We start from the raw sequence: 14822 nt of genomic DNA on the forward strand, positions 1-14822 counted from the left end.
CGTTCACCGCCGGCGTTCCAGGGCCGGCGTACGCGCGCGGTGGCCGCGACTCGTGCGGTCACGCGACGGCGCAGACGGTACAGCCGTACGGAGGCTGTTCACCCTTCCGGGAGCGCAAGGTAATCCTGCGCGGCCCCCGCCTCTCGGGGCGGGCGCGGTATCGCGCCGTATGCGCCGGTCCGGGCGTCTTCCGTCGCGTGGCCCGGCCGACGTGACGTCGGGTCAGAAGCCCTCGTCGCCGAGGTACTCCGTGTCCTCGCCCTCCTCCTCCAGCGCCCGGCGGACCACCCGCAGGGCCATGCCCTCGGGGTAGCCCTTGCGGGCCAGCATGCCCGCGAGGCGGCGCAGCCTCTTGTCGCGGTCGAGGCCCCGGGTGGCGCGCAGCTTCCGGGCGACCAGCTCGCGCGCGGTCTCCTCCTCCTGCTCGGAGTCCAGTCGGGACACCGCCGCGTCGATGAGCGTGGCGTCGACGCCCTTGGTCCGCAGCTCTCTGGCGAGGGCACGTCTGGCCAGCCCGCGGCCGTGGTGCCGTGATTCCACCCAGGCTTCCGCGAAGGCACTGTCGTTGATCAGGCCGACCTCCTCGAACCTGGACAGCACCTCCTCGGCGGCCTCGTCGGGGATCTCCCGCTTGCGCAGGGCGTCGGCCAGTTGGCTGCGGGTGCGCGGGGTCCCGGTGAGCAGGCGCAGGCAGATCGCCCGTGCCTGCTCGACCGGGTCCCGCGGAGGCTCCCCCTTCTCGGCCCTCGACGAGGAAGTGGCACCTCCGTCCTCGGTGGACGGCTCCGTACGCTCGCGCCGCCTGCGACCGCGCGCGCCGCCCGTGCCACGGCCCCATCCGCCGCCGCCTCTGCCTCCGCGGCGCGCCTCGCCGTCACCGTGACGCGTATCGCCGCCGTCACCGTCGCGGGAGCCTACGGCGGACGGGCCCGGCTGGTACGGGTCCATCCGGTACGGGGCCGCAGCCGCCCCGTACGCGTCGTCGCCCGTCCCGGCGGAGCCGCCCGCGTACTCGGCCCAGTCGGTTCGTCGTGTCACGGGTCAGCTCTTGGCTGCCGCGGCCTTGGACTTGGTGGCCTTGGCGGTCGCGGGAGCGGGGGTGGTGGCGGGGGCGGGAACCGCCGGTGCTGCGTCGGCGGCGGAGACGGCGGTGTCCGCGCCCGGCTCGGTGGCCGGCTCCTCGGGACGCACTCCGACGCCCAGCTTCTCCTTGATCTTCCTCTCGATCTCGTTGGCCAGGTCGGGGTTGTCCTTGAGGAAGTTGCGCGCGTTCTCCTTGCCCTGGCCGAGCTGGTCGCCCTCGTACGTGTACCAGGCGCCGGCCTTGCGGACGAAGCCGTTCTCCACGCCCATGTCGATCAGGCCGCCCTCGCGGCTGATGCCGTGGCCGTAGAGGATGTCGAACTCGGCCTGCTTGAACGGCGGCGCGACCTTGTTCTTGACGACCTTGACGCGGGTGCGGTTTCCGACCGCGTCGGTGCCGTCCTTCAGCGTCTCGATGCGCCGGATGTCGAGCCGCACCGAGGCGTAGAACTTCAGCGCCCGGCCACCGGTCGTGGTCTCCGGGGAGCCGAACATCACACCGATCTTCTCGCGGAGCTGGTTGATGAAGATCGCGGTGGTCTTGGACTGGTTCAGCGCGCTGGTGATCTTCCGCAGGGCCTGGCTCATCAGGCGGGCCTGCAGACCGACGTGGCTGTCGCCCATCTCGCCCTCGATCTCCGCGCGCGGGACGAGTGCGGCGACGGAGTCGATGACGATGAGGTCGAGGGCGCCGGAGCGGACCAGCATGTCCACGATCTCCAGGGCCTGCTCGCCGTTGTCCGGCTGGGACAGGATCAGGTTGTCGATGTCGACACCGAGCTTCTTCGCGTACTCGGGGTCGAGGGCGTGCTCGGCGTCCACGAAGGCGACCTGGCCGCCGGCCTTCTGCGCGTTCGCCACGGCGTGCAGGGTCAGGGTCGTCTTGCCCGAGGACTCTGGGCCGTATACCTCCACGACACGGCCACGCGGGATGCCTCCGACGCCGAGGGCCACGTCGAGCGCGGTCGACCCGGTCGGGATGACCTCGATGGGCTCGTTGACCCGGTCGCCCATGCGCATGACCGCGCCCTTGCCGAATTGCCGTTCAATCTGTGCGAGCGCGGCGTCGAGGGCCTTCTCGCGGTCGGTTCCTGCCATGGGTTCCACCCGGTTTGCTTGATTCGATCGCTTCACGTCAAAGACGCTAATGCCTGCCACTGACAATGGGCCCCGATGCGGGTCCGGCCTGTGGACAACTCGGGCGCTTCTCCCCCCGAACCCACTCGAATCACCCGTCACGAGCCCTGCCGGAACCTCCATAAGAATGGATGTTCGATTTTCGTGTCAAGCGCACCACACGGCACTTCCGAGAGTACGTCCGCCGGCCCGGCGGACCGTGGGACGGACCGGTGTCCTGGCGGAAACCGTGACGTCCGGGCCGGCCTTCGAGGTGACGCCCATCGCGATCACCGGCGCCGCGTGTGGGCCGCTCTCACGTACTGAACCGGCCTCAGGAGGCGCCGCCGTCTCCGGTTCTCCCCGTATCGGGGCGGCCGGGTTCCGGCCGGCGGGCCCACAGAGCGCGTATGCGGGTGGCGCCGGCCGGTCCCGACGGGCGGTTCCGGTGCCCGTGAACGCGCGGATCGTCCGTGACGTCGTAGCGCTTGACGTACGCCCCGAGGAACGCCTGAAGCGTGGCGATCGCCGGGATGGCGATCAGCGCGCCGACGGCGCCGAGCAGGGCGGTGCCCGCGATGACCGAGCCGAAGGCGACCGCGGGGTGGATGTCCACGGTCTTGGACGTCAGCTTGGGCTGAAGCACGTAGTTCTCGAACTGCTGGTAGATCACCACAAAGATCAGCACCCACAGCGCGTACCAGGGGTTGACCGTGAAGGCGATCAGCATGGGCAGGGCGCCCGCGAGATAGGTGCCGATGGTGGGGATGAACTGCGACACCAGGCCGACCCATACGGCGAGCGCGGGGGCGTACGGCACCTCCAGTACTTCCAGGAGGATGTAGTGGGCGACGCCGGAGATCAGCGCCATCAGCCCGCGTGAGTACAGGTAGCCGCCGGTCTTGTCCACGGCGATCTCCAACGCGCGCAGGACCTCGGCCTGGCGAGCGGGCGGCAGGACGGAGCAGAGCCCGCGCCGCAGCCGGGGGCCGTCGGCGGCGAAGTAGAACGAGAACAGCAGGACCGTCAGCAGTTGGAAGAGGCCGCCGAGGACCTGGGCCGACACGTCCAGGACGCCGGTCGCGCTGTTCTGCACGTAGTTGCGCAGCCAGTCGGAGCGGAGCAGGCCCTCCTGGATGTCGACCCGTCTCAGCTCGGTGTGGAAGTGGCCGTTGACCCAGTTGATGACGGAGTCGAGGTACTCCGGGAAGTCCTCGACCATCTTGACGATCTGGCCCGCGAGCATCGAGCCGAGCAGGGTGACGAATCCCGCGGCGGCGATCAGCACGGCGAGGAAGACGAGGAAGGTGGCAAACCCCCGGCGCATGCCGCGCCCGGCCATCCAGCTCACCGCGGGCTCGATGGCCAGGGCCAGGAAGAACGCGATGAGAACGTTGATCAGCAGCCCGGTGAGCTGGTGGAAGGCCCAGCTCCCGAGCTGGAAGGCGGCGATGAGCGCCAGGGCCAGCACCATGGCGCGCGGCAGCCAGCGCGGCATGCGGGCGCCCGGCCCGGCGGCGGCGCCGTCAGCCGGGGGTTCGCCGGGCGGCATGGTGCCTGTCGGGGATGCGTGCCGGGCGGCCTGCCCGGTCTCGTCAGTGGATGCCACGGGCCAAGTCTCGCCCACGCCGCCACGGGCAGAGCCCCGTCCGGTGATCTTCGTGGACCGTCACCGCTGCTCCCGCGGCACGTTCATGACGGTGCAGACCGCCCGCCACACGTCCTTGGCGTCCCAGCCGGCGTCCAACGCCTCGTGCACCGTACGCCCGCCCAGCTCCGCCATCACGTGATCGCGCGCGAAGGTGTCGGCGTACCCCGGACCGAAGTGATCCGTCATCCGCTCCCAGAAGACCGTCAACCGCATGCCCCCAGTATCCCGCCCCTGAGAGTGGGCCCTGAGCCGGGACCACCTGCCGGTGCCGCTTCCCGGCCTACGGTCTGTCCCATGGCCGAAACCGGAGCTTCCCCACTCCCCCCGACCCCGCTCTCCCAGACCCCGCTTCCCCCGCCCCCGCTCCCCCAGACCGCACTTCCCCCGACCCCACGCCCCCCGGCCCCTCGCTCCTCCGACGCGTGCTCACCGCTCGCGCGCGCGGAGCACTTCGTCTGGCTCACCGCGCGCGTGCTGGAGCAGCGTCTCTTCGCGTACCACTTCCGCGGCGGGGACCCGGAGCCGGTGGAGACCGCGCTGGACGCCTACCGCAACGAGGACGGCGGGTACGGCCACGCGCTGGAGCCCGATCTGCGCGGCCCGGTCAGCCTGCCGCCGCACACCGCGCGTGCCCTGCGCGTCCTGGACGCCGTCGGGCGCTGCGGCGGGCAGCGGGTAGAGCGGGTGTGCCGCTATCTGACCTCCGTGTCCACCTCGGACGGTGCCCTGCCGGCGATCCGTCCGAGCCTGCCCGGGTATCCGGCCGCACCCTTCGCGCCGGCCGCACCCTTCGCGCCGGTCGTGGACGACTCTCAGGGCGAGTTGCTCGCCACCGGCCCGGTGGTCGGCCTGCTGCACCGCAACGAGGTCTGGCACGCCTGGCTGTTTCGCGCCACGGACTTCTGCTGGCAGGCGGTCGAGTCGCTGGGGACCTCGCATCCGTACGAGGTCGAGGCCGCCGTGGCCTTCCTGGACACCGCCCCCGACCGGCCGCGCGCGGAGGCCGCGGCCGACCGGCTGGGACGCCTGGTGCGCGAGCGGCGCCTCGCGGTGCTGGACCCGGACGATCTCGACGCGTACCCGGTCTCCCCCGGCTACGCACCGGGCGAGCACCACTTCCCGCACGACTACGCGAGAAGCCCGCGCTCGCGCGCGCGTGGTTCACGGACGACGAGATGGTCCGCTCCCTGGACTTCCTCGCCGCGGAGCAGGAGGACGACGGGGGCTGGCCCGTCCGCCGGCGCCGCCGGGCGCCTGCCACGGCGCTGGAGGCGCGCCCCGGGGTGACACTCGATGCCCTGCGCACGCTCCGGGCGTACGGACGCTCCCTCGGCTGACCGGTTCAGCCGCCCATGGCCCGTACGCCCGCGGTGACCAGCACGGCCGCCGCGACGACGAGCAGGAACGGGGCGCGCAGCAGCAGCGCCACGGCGGCCGCGGCGACTCCCGCGGCCCGTGCGTCCAGCACGAGCGCCTGCCCGTCGGCGAAGGTCTGCTGGGCGGTGAGCGCGGCGAGGAGGGCGACGGGCAGGAGTGCGGCGAGCCGCCGGACCAGGGGCCGTTCCAGGGTGCCCGCGGGCACCAGCAGCCCGAGGAGCTTGACGGCGTAGCAGCCCACCGCGGTCGCGCCGATGGCGATCCAGACGCTCAACGCTCTCCCTCCCCCGCGGACTGCCCCGCGGAGCCCGCGTGGTCCGCACCGTCCTCGGCACCGCCCGCGCGGCGTCCGCGCGCCCACAGGACGAGCGGTGCCGCCAGCGCTGCCACCAGGACGGGCACGCCGGCGGGCAGCACAGGCAGCAGGCCGAGGCCCAGGAGGACGGCCAGGGCGGCCACCGTGCGCTCGGCGGTGGTCTTCAGCATGGGCGCGAGCAGCGCGAGGAAGACGGCGGGGCCGGCCGCGTCGAGCCCCCACGCGTCGGTGTCCCCGATGGCCTCCGCGCCCAGCGCGCCGAGCAGTGTGGTGAGGTTCCACAGGACGTACAGGGTGAGTCCGGTGACGGTGAACCCGATCCGGACACTGCGCCGCGTGGGCTGCGCGAGGGCCACCGCCGTCGTCTCGTCGATGACCCACTGCGCGGCGAACGGCCGCACCGCGCGCGGGAGGGCCAGCAACTGCGACAGCCGCAGCCCGTAGAAGGCGTTGCGCACGCCCAGGAAGAAGGCCCCGGCCGCCGCGGTGAGCGGGTTGCCGCCGGCCGCCAGCGCCCCGACGAGCGCGAACTGGGACGCCCCGGTGAACACCAGGAGGCTGAGCGCGCAGGTCTGGGCCAGGGTGAGTCCGCTGCCGGCCGAGGTCACGCCGAAGGCGAACCCGGACAGTCCGACGGCGACTCCGACTCCGAGGGCGTCCCGTACGACGGCGGCGTCCGGCTTGCCGTCGGCGGCGCCCGCGTCGGGAGCGTCGGGAAGGGCTGTCTGTTCTGTCACGCCTCGAACGGTAGGAGCAGTCTGGGCCGCGCGTCTTGTACGTTCTTGCGCTCCCGCTGGTAGGCGCCGGGCGGCACGCCCACGATCCGCGCGAAGTGCCGGTTCAGGTGCGGCTGGTCGGTGAACCCCACGGCGACGGCGGCCTCGGCCGGTGACGTGCCGGTGTCCAGCAGCCCCCGCGCCCGACGCACCCGGGCGTCCGTCAGCCAGGTGTGGGGCGGCATCCCGTAGGCGTCCCGGAAGGCCCGCAGCAGCGCGAACGGACTGCTCCCGAGCTCCCCGGCGAGCCGCTCCAGGCTCGGCGGGTCGGCCATCCGCTCCTCCAGCACGGCACGCGCGCGTGTCGCCGTCCGGGCCCCGGCGGTGCGCACCTGACGTCGTGGCAGCGGGCCGCCGTTCAGCCGCAGCAGCCGGGTCACGGCCACCCGCAGCAGGGTGTCGGCGGCGAGCGCGTTCCCGTCGTCGGCGGCCCGCAGCACGCGGTGCACCAGTTCGACGGTGTAGGGGTCGTCGAGCACCGGACGGACGAACCCGGGCGTCCCGCGCAGCGACGTCGTCTCCGCGGCGATCCGGGCCACCAGCTCGGGCGCCGGATAGACGGCTCCGTACCGCCATCCCTCCGGGACGCCGGCCCGCCCCGTGTGCGGGGTGTCCGGGTTGACCAGGGCGAGCGATCCCGCCCCGGCGTACTGATCGCTCCCGCCGTGGTGGAAGACCTCGACGCCGTCGGCGATGGCGGCGATGACGAAGTGCTCGTGCGTGTGGCGTACGAAGGTCTTCCGGACGTACTGGGCGCGCAGCAGGTCGACGTCGGGCAGCTCCTCGTACCGCCAGTGCCGTGCCCGCTCGTCCGATCCCGCCATGCCCCCATTCTCCGTCAGCCGCCCTCCGCCCACTGCCGCGGCCCGGCCCGGTCCGACCGCCCGGGCCGGTCCGACCGCCCGGCTCGGCGCCCCGGCTCGGCGCCCCCCGGCTCGACCGTCCGGCTCAGCGCCCGGCCGGAGCCGGCTCGGGCCGATTGTCAGTGCCCGGGTGCACGATGGATCCATGGTCAGCTCCGCACACCGAGCCCTGGACGGCTTCTCCCCCGCGACCCGCGGCTGGTTCACGGGGGCCTTCTCCGCGCCCACCTCCGCCCAGGCCGGCGCGTGGCAGGCCATCTCGGAGGGCTCGGACGTGCTGGTGGTCGCCCCCACCGGCTCCGGCAAGACGCTGGCCGCCTTCCTCGCCGCCCTGGACCAACTGACCTCGACGCCCCCGCCCGCCGACCCCAAAAAACGCTGCCGCGTCCTGTACGTCTCCCCGCTCAAGGCCCTGGCCGTCGACGTCGAGCGCAATCTCCGCAGCCCGCTGACCGGCATCCGCCAGGAGTCCGTGCGCCTCGGCCTGCCCGAGCCCGAGGTCAAGGTCGGCATCCGCTCCGGCGACACCCCGCCCGCCGAGCGCCGCGCCCTGTCCACGCGGCCGCCGGACATCCTGATCACCACGCCGGAATCCCTGTTCCTGATGCTGACGTCGGCCACGCGCGACGCGCTGACCGGCATCGAGACGGTGATCCTGGACGAGGTGCACGCGGTCGCGGGGACCAAGCGCGGCGCCCATCTCGCGCTGACCCTGGAGCGGCTGGACGAGCTGCTGCCGAAGCCGGCCCGTCGCATCGGGCTGTCGGCGACGGTCCGCCCGGTGGACGAGGTCGCCCGGTTCCTCGCCCCGCGCGGAAAGGTCGAGATCGTCCAGCCGGACTCGGGCAAGGAGTTCGACCTGTCCGTCGTCGTCCCGGTCGAGGACCTGGCCGAGCTGGGCGGCTCCCCGGTCGCGGACGGCAACGAGGGCGCGGAGCGCCCGTCGATCTGGCCGCACGTCGAGGAGCGGATCACCGACCTCGTCCAGTCGCACCGGTCCACAATCGTCTTCGCCAACTCCCGGCGTCTGGCCGAGCGCCTGTGCAACCGGCTCAACGAGATCGCGTACGAGCGGGCCACCGGCGAGCCCCTGGACGAGCACCACTCCCCCGCCGAGCTGATGGGCGGCTCGGGCGCCGCCCAGGGCGCCCCGCCCGTGATCGCCCGCGCCCACCACGGCTCGGTCTCCAAGGAGCAGCGCGCCCTGGTCGAGGAGGACCTCAAAGCGGGCCGCCTGCCCGCCGTGGTGGCCACCTCCAGCCTGGAGCTGGGCATCGACATGGGCGCCGTCGACCTGGTCGTCCAGGTCGAGTCACCGCCCTCCGTCGCCTCCGGCCTCCAGCGCGTCGGCCGCGCGGGCCATCAGGTCGGCGCGGTCTCCACGGGCGTGGTCTTCCCCAAGTACCGCGGCGACCTGGTGCAGGCGGCCGTGGTCACCGAGCGGATGCGCAGCGGCGCCATCGAGGCGCTCAGGGTCCCGGCCAATCCCCTGGACGTCCTGGCCCAGCAGCTCGTGGCGATGACCGCGCTGGACACCTGGCAGGTCGACGACCTCCTCGCCACCGTCCGCCGCGCCGCCCCCTTCGCCTCGCTCCCGGAGTCGGCCTTCACGGCCGTCCTGGACATGCTCGCGGGCCGCTATCCGTCCGACGCCTTCGCCGAGCTGCGCCCGCGTGTGGTGTGGGACCGGGTGGCCGGCACGGTCACCGGCCGACCGGGTGCGCAGCGCCTCGCCGTCACGTCCGGGGGCACGATCCCCGACCGCGGGCTCTTCGGGGTGTTCCTCGCCGGCGCCGACCCGAAGAAGGGCGGCGGCCGGGTCGGCGAGCTGGACGAGGAGATGGTGTACGAGTCCCGGGTGGGCGACGTCTTCACGCTCGGCACCAGCTCCTGGCGGATCGAGGACATCACGCGCGACCGGGTCCTTGTCTCGCCCGCGCCGGGTGTGCCGGGAAGACTGCCGTTCTGGAAGGGCGACCAGTTGGGACGCCCCCTGGAGCTGGGCCGTGCGCTGGGCGCCTTCCTCCGCGAGGTCGGTTCCCTCTCCAAGGAGGACGCCCGGCTGCGCCTGGTCACCGCGGGCCTGGACGCCTGGGCCGCGGACAACGTGCTGTCGTACCTCGACGAGCAGCGCGAGGCCTGCGGCCACGTCCCGGACGACCGCACCATCGTCGTCGAGCGCTTCCGGGACGAGCTGGGCGACTGGCGGGTCGTCGTCCACTCCCCCTTCGGCGCCCAGGTCCACGCCCCCTGGGCGCTCGCCCTCGCCGCCCGCCTGTCCGAGCGGTGCGGCATGGACGCCCAGGTCATGCACGCCGACGACGGCATCGTGCTGCGCCTGCCGGACGCCGACCTGATGAGCCTGGACTTCCTCGACCAGGACCCCGCGAAGCCGGGGCTGGAGTACGACGCCGAGCAGGCGCCCGTCGGTGCGGCCGACGTCGTCTTCGACAAGGGCGAGGTCGACCGGGTCGTCACCGACCAGGTGGGCGGCTCGGCCCTGTTCGCGTCCCGCTTCCGCGAGTGCGCCGCCCGCGCGCTGCTGCTGCCGCGCCGCAGCCCCGGCAGGCGGACCCCGCTCTGGCAGCAGCGTCAGCGCGCCGCGCAACTGCTGGAGGTGGCGAGCGAGTACGGCTCGTTCCCCATCGTCCTGGAGGCCGTCCGCGAGTGCCTCCAGGACGTCTTCGACGTACCCGGCCTGGTCGAGCTGATGGGCGACGTGGAGGGCCGCAAGGTGCGCCTGGTCGAGGTCACCACCGCGGAGCCGTCCCCGTTCGCCCGCTCCCTGCTCTTCGGTTACGTCGCCCAGTTCCTGTACGAGGGCGACTCGCCGCTCGCCGAGCGGCGGGCCGCCGCCCTGTCGCTGGACTCGCGGCTGCTGGCCGAGCTGCTCGGCCAGGCGGAGCTGCGCGAGCTGCTCGACGCGGAGGTGCTCACCGAGCTGGAGCGCGAGCTGCGGTGGCTCACCGAGGACCGCCGGATCAAGGACCCCGAGGGCGTCGCGGACCTGCTGCGGATGCTCGGTCCGCTGACCGACGCCGAGCTGGCCGAGCGGGGCGCCGAGCCGCAGTGGGCGCCGGAGCTGGCCGCGGCCCGCCGCGCGATCAGGGTGCGTGTCGCCGGGGCCGAGCACTGGGCGGCGATCGAGGACGCGGGCCGGCTGCGCGACGCGCTGGGCACGGCGCTGCCCGTCGGTGTGCCCGAGGCCTTCACCGAGCCGGTCAAGGACCCCCTCGGCGACCTCCTCGCCCGCCACGCCCGCACCCACGGCCCTTTCACGTCGGTCACCGCGGCGGCCCGCTTCGGTCTGGGCGTGGCCGTCACCGAGGGCGCCCTGCAGCGGCTCGCCGGGACGGGGCGGGTCGTGCAGGGCGAGTTCCATCCGGCCGGCATCGGCCAGGAGTGGTGCGACGCGACCGTACTGCGCAGGCTGCGACGCCGTTCCCTGGCCGCGCTCCGGCACGAGCTGGAGCCGGTGCCGCCGGCCGCGCTCGGCCAGTTCCTCCCCCAGTGGCAGCACATCGGCAAGGGGCACACGCTGCGCGGTGTCGACGGGCTGGTGCGCGCGGTCGAGCAGTTGCAGGGCGCCTCCGTGCCCGCGTCCGCCCTCGAGAAGCTGGTCCTGCCCTCCCGGGTGGCGCACTACAGCCCCGCGATGCTGGACGAGCTGACGGCCGCCGGTGAGGTGGTGTGGGCGGGAGCGGGTTCTCTGCCCGGCAAGGACGGCTGGGTCTCCCTCTACCTGGCGGACGCGGCCCCGCTGCTCCTGCCGCCCCCGCATCCGCTGGAGACGACCGCCCTGCACGAGTCCGTGCTGACCACCCTCTCGGGCGGGTACGGCCTGTTCTTCCGGCAGATCGCCGACCAGGTCCGCGCCACCACCCACCCGGACGCCACCGATCCGCAGCTCGCCGACGCCCTGTGGGACCTGGCCTGGTCCGGACGGCTGACGAACGACACGCTCGCGCCCCTGCGCTCCCTGCTGGGCTCCGGCCGCACCGCGGGCTCCACCGCCCACCGTGCCAAGCGCGCGGTGCCCAGGGGGCGGTACGGCTCGCTGACGGCCGCCGCCCGCCCGGTGTCCCGCACCGGTCCGCCGACGGTCGCGGGCCGCTGGTCGCTGCTTCCGGCCCGCGAGGCCGACGGGACGGTGCGTGCCCATGCCCTGGCCCGCACGCTCCTCGACCGGCACGGCGTGGTGACCCGTGGCGCCGTCGCCGCGGAGGGCGTCGAGGGCGGCTTCTCGGCGGTGTACCGAATCCTGGCCGCGTTCGAGGAGAGCGGGCAGGCCCGGCGCGGCTATGTCGTGGAGGGGCTCGGCGCGGCGCAGTTCGCCATGGAGGGCGCCGTGGACCGGTTGCGCGCGGTGGCGGGCGCCCGCGAGGGCGGTGACGGCCCACCCCGGCAGGCGCGGTCCACCGGCGCCTCGGAGAACCTCCCCGCGTCCACCGGCTCCGACTCGCCCTTCGACGACTTCCCGTCCGGCGGTCCGGCGGGCTCCGGCGGTACGGCGGGCTCCGGCGGCCCGGGCCCGTTCGACGACGTCTTCGCCGACCCCGACCACCTGGGCCGTTCGCCCTCCCGGGGCGACTACATCTCGCCACGCGACTATGCCGAGCCGGGCGCCGGGGGGCCGCGCGGGGGCGGTGTGCAGGGCGGGGGCGGCTTCGGTGGCCCGCGCGGCCCGTACGACACCGGATTCCCCGGCCGTCGCGGCCGTCCCGTCGGACCGCGGGCCGTCGTCCTGGCGGCCGCCGATCCGGCGAACGCGTACGGCGCGGCCCTCGCCTGGCCCGAGCCGCCGGCCGGTGCCACGCACAAACCCGGCCGCAAGGCGGGCTCCCTGATGGTGCTCGTCGAGGGCGAACCGGCGCTCTACATGGAGCGCGGCGGCAAGACACTCCTGCTGTGGCCCGCCGACCCCGACGCGCCGCCCACGGACGACGTACGTCTGCGAGCCGCCACGGAGGCGCTCGCGGAGGCCGCTCGCGCCGGTTCCCTCGGCACGGTCACGGTGGAGCGGGTCAACGGCGCCGCGGCCCTGACGTCCCCCTTCGGCCCGGTCCTGGAGGAGGCGGGGTTCATCGCCACCCCGCGTGGTCTGCGCATCAGGGCGTGATCCTGTCACCCTTGACCCGTGCCCGAAGGAGACACGGTCCGGCAGGTGGCGCGGCGGCTGCACGACGCCCTCGCGGGCAAGGTGCTGACCCGCAGCGACTTCCGCGTCCCCCGGTACGCCACGGTCGACCTCACCGGGCGCACCGTCCTGGACGTCACCCCGCGAGGCAAGCACCTGCTCACGCACGTCGAGGGCGGGCTGACGCTGCACACGCATCTGCGGATGGACGGTTCCTGGAGGGTCTTCGCGGCCGGTCAGCGCTGGAGCGGAGGTCCGGCGCACCAGATCCGGGTGATCCTCGCCACAGCCGACCGCACGGCCGTCGGCTACCGCCTCCCCGTGGTGGAGCTGCTGCGCACCGCCGACGACGAGCGCGCCGTCGGCCATCTCGGCCCGGACCTGCTGGGCCCGGACTGGGACGCCGAGCAGGCCCTCGCCAACCTGCGCGCGGACCCGGCACGCCCACTCGGCGAGGCACTGCTCGACCAGCGCAATCTCGCCGGTATCGGCAACGTCTACAAGAGTGAGCTCTGCTTCCTGCTCGGCGTCACACCGTGGCTCGCGGTCGGCGAACTGCCCGCCGACCGGGCCGCAAAGCTGCCGATCCTCGCGAAGAAGCTCCTGGAGGCCAACCGCGACCGCCCGGTCCGCCGTACGACGGGCGTGCGCGGCCAGGACCTGTTCGTGTACGGCCGGGCGCCCCGTCCCTGCCTGCGCTGCGGCACGTCGGTGCGCGTCGCCGACCAGGGCGACGGCTCCCGTGAGCGCCCCACGTACTGGTGCCCCGCCTGCCAGCGCGGCCCCGCGCCGCGGCCGGGCCGCCCGGCAGGTGGCGGACCACGGCGCGGGAGAGCGTGACCCGGCCGGGCTCGGCGGTGGATCAGCCGGCGAGGAGGACGTCCATCTGGCCGGCCGCCTCCCGCAGCCCGTCCTCCATACCCATCGTCGTGAGCTGATCCATCTGCTCCCGGGTGTCGAAGACCGCCCGCATCTCCATGCGGGTGCCGCCGTCGCGCTCCGTGAGCGTCACGCGGTTCGTGGTCGTCGGCATGGCGGCGTTGGGCACCCCTTCAGCGTCGGCGAACCCGTCGGTGAACTCCAGCGACCTCGGTGCGTCGACGGTGGCCACCCGCCACCAGCCGCGGAACTTGTCACCCTCCGGACCGGTCATGAAGTAGGTGACGTCCCCACCCGGCGTCAGATCGTGCTCCTCCACCGTCGCCGGGTAGGCCGGCGGTCCCCACCAGCGCTCCAGCAGCCGGGGGTCGGACCACAGTTTCCACACCCGTTCCACGGGGGCGGAGAAGTCGGCGATCAGCGTGAGGGTCAGGTTGTCGGGATCCTTGTCCAAGGCGGTGACGCTCATCAGCTCTGTCCTTCCGTCGAGGCCTGCCCGGTGAGCTTCGCCGCGGTGCGCAAACACGTCGCGGTACTGGAGCGGGCCGGGCTGGTGGTCAAGCGGCGTCGCGGGCACACAGCGCGCTCACGATCCGTTCCCCGTCCACAGTCCGTCCGGGCCGTCCGGGCCGTCCGAGCCGTCCGGGCCGTCCGGGCCGTCTGGGCCGTCCAGGCCGTACGGACCCGCCGCAGCGTCCTCCCCGGGGCGACGGGGGCCACGCCCAGGGGTCGGCCCAGGGGCATCCACCGCCGCCCGCAGGGCCCGCCGCCAACGGCCCGCCCCCAGCGCGCCCGCGGCACTGCGCCGTGGCACACAGTGCACCGGCAGCACGCTCAGCCCCCAGCCGCCGACCGCGACCGTCCCTTCGAGCACACCGGCGCCGGGCGCCAGCACCAGACGCAGCACGGCCCACCACCACAGCACGCCGAGGCCCAGCGCGGCCGCCCGGCGAGCCGCCCGCGCCGAAGCCATGCCGCGTCATCCGTTTTCGGCCTGGAACATCCAATGCTGCTTCTCGAGGTCGGCCGTGATCTGGATGAAGATGTCCTGGCTCACGGGATCGGGGTCCCCGGTCGCCGTGATCCGCTCGCGCATCCGCCCGATCACCGCGCCCAGCGCGTCCACGATCGTCTGTACGGCGGTGTTGTCGTCGACCCAGCCTTCGGGGGTCACGTCGATGCCACTGCCGACGGCCACCGTCGCGGCACGGCCGTCCGGGGACACCCCGAGCGCCGAGGCACGCTCCGCCACGGTGTCCGAGTGCGTGCGGGCGGTGCCCACGAGTTCGTCGAGCTGGAGGTGTACGGAGCGGAAGCGCGGGCCGACCACGTTCCAGTGGATCTGCTTCGCCACCAGGGCCAGGTCCACCAGGTCGACGAGGCCGCCCTGGAGCGCCTCGGAAACGGTTTTCAGGTCCGCGTCGGACAACGGGCTCTTCACGACGTACATCCACACCTCCGTCGGTTCGCCCCCCGGCCATCTCCCTCCACGATGACCGCACCCGCACGGACCGGCAAACCGACGGACGCACCGCCGGCGGCGCTCACGGACGCGCAGGCGCCCGTGCCGGACATGCGAAAACCCCGACCACGTCTCTCCGGTCTCCCGGAGGGACCCCGGCCG

At 73.8% G+C, this 14822-nt stretch carries 12 protein-coding genes and 1 pseudogene; 3 read left to right on the plus strand and 10 right to left on the minus strand.

The genetic code is table 11. The features are described from left to right. Positions 1–222 precede the first annotated feature (222 nt). From recX to KUM40_RS06540, 4 genes are all read right to left on the minus strand, one after another. Positions 223–1038 carry a recombination regulator RecX gene (gene recX, locus KUM40_RS06525; protein WP_217163808.1) on the minus strand — a complete coding sequence of 272 codons (816 nt, stop codon included), beginning with the start codon at positions 1036–1038 and terminating at the stop codon, positions 223–225. Between the two features lie 3 nt (positions 1039–1041). Continuing rightward, positions 1042–2181 carry a recombinase RecA gene (recA, locus tag KUM40_RS06530; RefSeq protein ID WP_217163810.1) on the minus strand — a complete coding sequence of 380 codons (1140 nt, stop codon included), beginning with the start codon at positions 2179–2181 and terminating at the stop codon, positions 1042–1044. Between the two features lie 352 nt (positions 2182–2533). Continuing rightward, positions 2534–3808, minus strand: a complete 1275-nt coding sequence (locus KUM40_RS06535; protein WP_217163812.1) for an AI-2E family transporter — start codon at positions 3806–3808, stop codon at positions 2534–2536. A gap of 60 nt (positions 3809–3868) precedes the next feature. Further along, a complete protein-coding gene (locus KUM40_RS06540) occupies positions 3869–4063 on the minus strand; it encodes a DUF3046 domain-containing protein (protein ID WP_217163814.1) in 195 nt (64 codons plus the stop codon). A gap of 81 nt (positions 4064–4144) precedes the next feature. Between KUM40_RS06540 and KUM40_RS06545 the strand changes: the two are divergent. Then, a pseudogene (locus tag KUM40_RS06545) lies at positions 4145–5187 on the plus strand (hypothetical protein). A gap of 5 nt (positions 5188–5192) precedes the next feature. Here KUM40_RS06545 and KUM40_RS06550 read toward each other — a convergent pair. Genes KUM40_RS06550 through KUM40_RS06560 form a run of 3 tightly spaced genes read right to left on the minus strand, consistent with a single transcriptional unit; the run spans position 5193 to position 7143 of the window. Then, the gene (locus tag KUM40_RS06550; RefSeq protein WP_217163816.1) at positions 5193–5501 is read right to left on the minus strand and encodes an AzlD domain-containing protein; all 309 of its coding nucleotides are present in this window, start codon (positions 5499–5501) and stop codon (positions 5193–5195) included. Then, entirely contained in the window at positions 5498–6280 is a 783-nt protein-coding gene (locus KUM40_RS06555; RefSeq protein WP_217163818.1) for an AzlC family ABC transporter permease, read from the minus strand. The genes KUM40_RS06550 and KUM40_RS06555 overlap by 4 nt, the downstream gene beginning before the upstream one ends. After that, positions 6277–7143: an AraC family transcriptional regulator gene (locus KUM40_RS06560; protein WP_217163819.1), complete on the minus strand. Its 867-nt coding sequence runs from the start codon at positions 7141–7143 to the stop codon at positions 6277–6279. Before KUM40_RS06560 ends, KUM40_RS06555 begins: the two co-directional genes overlap by 4 nt. A gap of 184 nt (positions 7144–7327) precedes the next feature. Here KUM40_RS06560 and KUM40_RS06565 point away from each other — a divergent pair, with 184 nt between their 5' ends. Next, complete coding sequence (locus tag KUM40_RS06565; protein WP_217163821.1) at positions 7328–12301, plus strand: ATP-dependent helicase; 4974 nt, start codon at positions 7328–7330, stop codon at positions 12299–12301. Positions 12302–12319: 18 nt separating this feature from the next. Further along, entirely contained in the window at positions 12320–13159 is an 840-nt protein-coding gene (locus KUM40_RS06570) for a DNA-formamidopyrimidine glycosylase family protein (RefSeq protein WP_217163823.1), read from the plus strand. A gap of 22 nt (positions 13160–13181) precedes the next feature. On the opposite strand, the gene KUM40_RS06575 is transcribed toward KUM40_RS06570, so the two are convergent. The 3 genes from KUM40_RS06575 to KUM40_RS06585 form a co-directional block, all read right to left on the minus strand. After that, complete coding sequence (locus KUM40_RS06575) at positions 13182–13667, minus strand: SRPBCC domain-containing protein (RefSeq protein ID WP_217163825.1); 486 nt, start codon at positions 13665–13667, stop codon at positions 13182–13184. 117 nt (positions 13668–13784) lie between these two features. Further along, positions 13785–14171, minus strand: a complete 387-nt coding sequence (locus KUM40_RS41055) for a hypothetical protein (RefSeq protein ID WP_254394668.1) — start codon at positions 14169–14171, stop codon at positions 13785–13787. 6 nt (positions 14172–14177) lie between these two features. Continuing rightward, entirely contained in the window at positions 14178–14648 is a 471-nt protein-coding gene (locus KUM40_RS06585; RefSeq protein WP_217163827.1) for a Dps family protein, read from the minus strand. Positions 14649–14822 lie beyond the last annotated feature (174 nt).

This window comes from Streptomyces sp. AC512_CC834, assembly GCF_019049325.1.
Classification (GTDB): domain Bacteria; phylum Actinomycetota; class Actinomycetes; order Streptomycetales; family Streptomycetaceae; genus Streptomyces.

Excerpts from the sequence above, each read along its gene's own strand:
- KUM40_RS06575 (WP_217163825.1), bottom strand. The coding sequence starts at position 13,667 with ATGAGCGTCACCGCCTTGGACAAGGATCCCGACAACCTGACCCTCACG.
- KUM40_RS06540 (WP_217163814.1), bottom strand. The coding sequence starts at position 4,063 with ATGCGGTTGACGGTCTTCTGGGAGCGGATGACGGATCACTTCGGTCCG.
- KUM40_RS06565 (WP_217163821.1), top strand. The coding sequence starts at position 7,328 with ATGGTCAGCTCCGCACACCGAGCCCTGGACGGCTTCTCCCCCGCGACC.
- KUM40_RS06560 (WP_217163819.1), bottom strand. The coding sequence starts at position 7,143 with ATGGCGGGATCGGACGAGCGGGCACGGCACTGGCGGTACGAGGAGCTG.
- KUM40_RS06585 (WP_217163827.1), bottom strand. The coding sequence starts at position 14,648 with ATGTACGTCGTGAAGAGCCCGTTGTCCGACGCGGACCTGAAAACCGTT.
- recA (WP_217163810.1), bottom strand. The coding sequence starts at position 2,181 with ATGGCAGGAACCGACCGCGAGAAGGCCCTCGACGCCGCGCTCGCACAG.
- KUM40_RS41055 (WP_254394668.1), bottom strand. The coding sequence starts at position 14,171 with ATGGCTTCGGCGCGGGCGGCTCGCCGGGCGGCCGCGCTGGGCCTCGGC.